Consider the following 4,578-nt stretch of genomic DNA (forward strand, 5'->3'; position numbering starts at 1 on the left):
CAACATGCGAAAGGTCGACGGATGGCAGACGCTCAACACCAAGGTCGCCGACCGCCCGATTGACCTGGCCGCCTGAACCTATACCTTCAAACCGCCGGAGGCTGCGTCACGCCGAATTCCAACACAATCCGATACGGCACCATGCACCTCAAGGCTAAGGGCAAGGCGTTTCAGCTGGTCGGCGGCCTGGTTGAGCGTTGCTTCATAGCTTGGCACTCCTCAAGCACACGGTCCGGCGTCTGCCCTTGGACGACCGCCTCATGGGCATCCTCCAGTATCTCGGTCGCTGCGGCGAAGAGCCCGCGGATTAGCTCGATATCTGCATGATCGTCGGGCATGGCCGTGCTCCCTTATCAGGGCATGCACGCCCCTTTGCGCGAGCCAAGTCCAGTTCTTTCTGGGCGATCAACAAAAGAGCGTCTTGAGTGGGTTAATGCTCATGCTCCAGGCATTGGCGCTCCGCTGGCCGAGGTCCTTGTAGGCGTTCGCGAACCGTGATTCCGTTTTCCCGGGGTTATCGGTCCGGGAACGGGCGCAATGGTGGGCGAATGGGTGGCACCGGAGAGGACCTTTCTACGACCTCTGCCTTGAGGATCATGTCCGCGCGGAGCACTTGCTGCGGCAGATCGATGACGTGCTCGATGTCAACGAGCCGCCCCATCAGCTAAAGCCGTTCCATAGCCCTATCGGCCGCTCACGCGGGCATGGGCGCCAGCAAATAGGGTTGCGACACGACGCAGGAGCTGAAATAGAAAAGCCGGGGCGAGAGCCCCGGCTCATTAAAGGCGTCATGATTGGTGGTCTACATCTTGCCGATAGAGAAGAAGAGGGTCTCGCCGTTCGAGTCGTCGACGCCATCATTGTCCGTGACCGCATAGCCGTTGCCGGCCGCGTCGATCGCAAAGCCCTCGATCTTGTCGACGACATAACCACCCGTCTTCGTCAGGTCGGGAATGAAGTCTCGCACTTCTTCCTTGCCAACGACCGGCAGTTCACCGCCGAGCTTGGCTGGTTTCATCTCTGACAAGGCTACACGGTAGAGCTTCTTCACCTTCGCGGCGGCGCCGATTTGGTTATCGCGTTCTAGGACATAGACGTAGTCGCCATGGGAGGTAATCTCCGAGAGACCTATCCAACCCGTTTCCGGCTTGTCGAGGGCGTAGCGCACCGCGCCCCACTCCTTCTTCTTCAGGTTGTACGCAACGAGCTTCACGAAGCCGTTCGGATCTTCGCGCCACTCGCGCTGCACGGCCATCCATAGCGTCATGTCGTCGCCCGCGCCGACAGCGGTGATGCCTTCGAAGCCGAAGCGGATCTCATTGGCCGATAGCTCCTCCGGCAGGCCGATTGTCTGCTTGATCTCCCCCTTACTGTTCACATGGTAGATGGCATGGGGAATGCCGCGGTCGGTACGCCCTTCGGAGGCGATCCAGAAGCCTCCGTTGCCATCGGCCACGATCCCTTCCTGGTCCAGAAGCTGGGCCGGCTGGCCGGCGCGGGTTACGCGCAGAGCGTTTGTGATCTTGGCCGGCTTCTGGTTCGCGTCGATCGTGAAGATCGTCGGCTGCATGGCGTAGAAGGAATCGTTCACGGCGTAGAGGATGCCGGGTCGTTCCGGATCGGCGGCAAGACCCGATATCGCGCCCCAGCCGACCGGACGGCCGTTTCCGTCCACGCCGGAGACGAGCATTGGGTAGGCTGCCTCACCTTCCGCGCGGCGGTAGATCGTGACATGCGAGCGCACGCCGCCGTCCTCGATCAGATCCACCTCATTGGAGACGGCGAGGAGATCGCGATCCGGAATGGCGACGGCGCCCTCCGGCCCGAGGCCCGAGGGGAGCAACTGCAAGAATTCTGGTTCGGCGCCGGTATCTCTGTAGACCCCGACGACCGAGCCGCGCTCGGACAGCCCGAAGATGTAGGTCGTGTCGCCGAAGGTCTTGACCTCGAGGCCCTCCGGTTCGACGCCCTTGTTGCCGGAGCGCTTCTCCGGGTAGTGGCCGGCCGCGGCGACGCGGTATTCAAAATCGAGGCCGGATTCGTAGAGCAGTTCGCCCGTCTTGCTAAAGATTGAGAAACCGCGCGAGCCGCCCTCGTAGTCTCCCTCGTTAGCGATGACAATGCGGTCATCGTCGAGCCACTGAACGGCGTCCGGTTCGCGGGCGACGGCCGTCAACGTTCCGTCGAAAGTGAGTGCGCCTTCTTCCTGGGTGTCGACGGCAGCAAGATCTACCGTGCCGGCGGTGAAGTGGGAAATGACCCTGCCGTCTGTGCCGCTCAGGATCACGACGTGATTGTTTTCCTGAAGCGTGACGGCGATTTCGTTTCGGGCGTTGATATCGACGAATTCTGGCTCCGGGTCGTCACCGGCGAACGATGCGAGCCCCGTTAACTCGGCGACAATCTTGCTTGCGCAGTCCGGCGTGCCGTTCGTGAGCTTGAATATCGTCACATTGCCCGCCGGCATTTGCGGGATCGCGCCGCCGTTCTTGTCCTCGTCGCGCTCGTTCTCAATCGCGATCGCGACAATGGAACCGTCCGGAGAGACCGCGACTGAATCCGGCTGGCCGCCGAGGTCGCAGTAGGCTTCTACCGACTTGGAGCCAAGGCCGATCACTGCGAGTTTCCCGGATGGATTGGTGTAGCTCTCTGACGTATTGACGCCTGCGAGCACCTTGTCGCCCACGAGGGCAACGGAGGTCGGCTCGCCGTCCATCTTGACTGTGCCGGCCGGCTTCGGATTGGCCGGGTCGGCAATATCAATAAATCCGACCATGTTGGCGGGGCTGTCGGAATAGACAAGCGTCATCCCATCTCCGCTTGCGGTGATGATTTCGGCGGACGTTTCCGTCTTCTGATCCATATCCGCCGGAAGGTTCGTGTTCACCGCGAATGATGCGATGCGGTTGAAAACTGGTTCGGCCAAAGCGCGGCCGGTGGGTGCCAGAGTCGCGGTGGCGGCGACCAAGGCCATGATTGCGGGTTTCATCATCGGTTATCTCTCTTCAGGAAAGGGGTGGTGTCGACCATGGCGTGGCCACATGTCGCCGATGTGACAATTGCGACAACCTTTTGCGACAGAACCGGTCGTTAGATGATTTAAGGCGCACGTCGAACCAGCGCTCACGGGCGCAGCCGCGCCTCGACAGGCGCGTAAGGATCGGGATGGCCGAGGTTGCCTAAACCTGTGCCGCGGCCAACAGCCGCGAGGAGGTTCCGTCACCAAATTGTCAAGGCACCTGACTATGAAGCGGTCGAGCGTCACAGCGCAGGGCTCGGGAGAGGGAAGTGACACGAAGTTCCGGGTCCGCGAACTTACAGATTGAGGATTGCAAGCAAAGTGAGCCCGGTTGGCACGCAAGCGAAATACTGGAACCTCCTTTCGGATCGGCTAACCCCGACGATCATCAAAGGCTTATGCACCGTGTTGATCGGTGTGTTGGCCCTGTGGATGGGCGCAGGCATTGCGCGCATGGTGCTCGACTTGGGCGGACTGCTGGACGGAAGTTGGGCAAGGCTTGCCGAGCACACCATTGTCAATGCGCTGATCATGTTGGCGCTCCTCGAGGTGATCCGCACGCTCCAGGCATACCTGAAGCTCGGTAGGGTGCGCGTAACGTTCATCCTGGACACCGCGCTTGTGGTTCTTATCGGAGAACTCATGGGTCTGTGGTTCAAGGAATACGAGCCCGACAAGGTCCTGCTGGGTATGGCGGCCATCGCGTTGCTGATCGGCCTGCGTTTCTTGACCGCAAAGCTGTCCCCGAATTCCGAGCACGGCAACGGAGCCGCCTGAGATCGGGGCGAAGTGCTGGGTGCGCGGCCCCAGAAGCGCGATCCGCCCAGGCCCTTCGTTTTTCGAACGGCCGACGGAGCGCACTGTGTTCTCAGCGGAGGTAACCGGGGCAGATTTTCGGGCGATCAGGTTTGCGGGGCCTGCCGGATAAGGTGCGGGAGGAGCGCGATGGGAATGGTGTTAGGAATGGCGAGCCGGTCGTCGAGATAGACGAAGAACGGGACGCCGAGCTTCATGCAGGTCTTCATTAGGACCGAGGCCGACATCGCGGGCGTCTCGCCCTGCCTCGCTTACGATCCCGCCGGAGACCTTGCGCTTGGTGGCGAAGGCACGGTGTCGTTTTCCGAGCCGTTGGTGCGGAGCGGGATCTCGGGACGTTCGAGGACGCGCAGGAACTCGCGCTTTCGGCAATGAAGCTGGGCCAGAAGCCGATCGAGCAGAACGTATCCGGTTGGTCGCCGGAAAATACTGTCAAAGCGGGCGCGCAGGGCTGCGGCTCGCCGGTTGCAAGGGGTGCCCTGGGACTGGCGGAGGGGCATTGGCCGATATCGACGACGGCGACGGGAACGCGGTCGTCGAGCCGCCCCGGTGCATGCTCGCCGTTGATCACATTCAGTCCTGGGCGCCGGCGCTGGTGATGCGGCGCGGGAAATCCTGCTTGAGCGACTTGCCGCGGCCCGACAGGCTCGGATTGGTCATGAAATAATGGTGCGCGTTGAAGCGCTCCTCGCCTTCCTCCGGGACGATGCGCCGGCTGCTACCGTCGGCGAGAACCTGCCAGC

Annotated in this window: 3 protein-coding genes; 1 reads left to right on the forward strand and 2 read right to left on the reverse strand. The window is 61.7% G+C overall.

From position 1 onward, the window contains the following. Positions 1 to 170: 170 nt before the first annotated feature. Both Q8P46_09890 and Q8P46_09895 read right to left on the reverse strand, forming a co-directional pair. Positions 171 to 338 (reverse strand): hypothetical protein, encoded by a 168-nt coding sequence (locus tag Q8P46_09890; protein MDP2620471.1) that lies wholly within the window; start codon positions 336 to 338, stop codon positions 171 to 173. Positions 339 to 802: 464 nt separating this feature from the next. After that, positions 803 to 2,974 (reverse strand): esterase-like activity of phytase family protein, encoded by a 2,172-nt coding sequence (locus tag Q8P46_09895; protein MDP2620472.1) that lies wholly within the window; start codon positions 2,972 to 2,974, stop codon positions 803 to 805. 366 nt (positions 2,975 to 3,340) lie between these two features. On the opposite strand from Q8P46_09895, the gene Q8P46_09900 reads away from it, so the two are divergent. Further along, positions 3,341 to 3,796 carry a phosphate-starvation-inducible PsiE family protein gene (locus Q8P46_09900; protein ID MDP2620473.1) on the forward strand — a complete coding sequence of 152 codons (456 nt, stop codon included), beginning with the start codon at positions 3,341 to 3,343 and terminating at the stop codon, positions 3,794 to 3,796. Positions 3,797 to 4,578 lie beyond the last annotated feature (782 nt).

It is taken from the genome of Hyphomicrobiales bacterium, from assembly GCA_030688605.1.
Lineage (GTDB): Bacteria > Pseudomonadota > Alphaproteobacteria > Rhizobiales > NORP267 > JAUYJB01.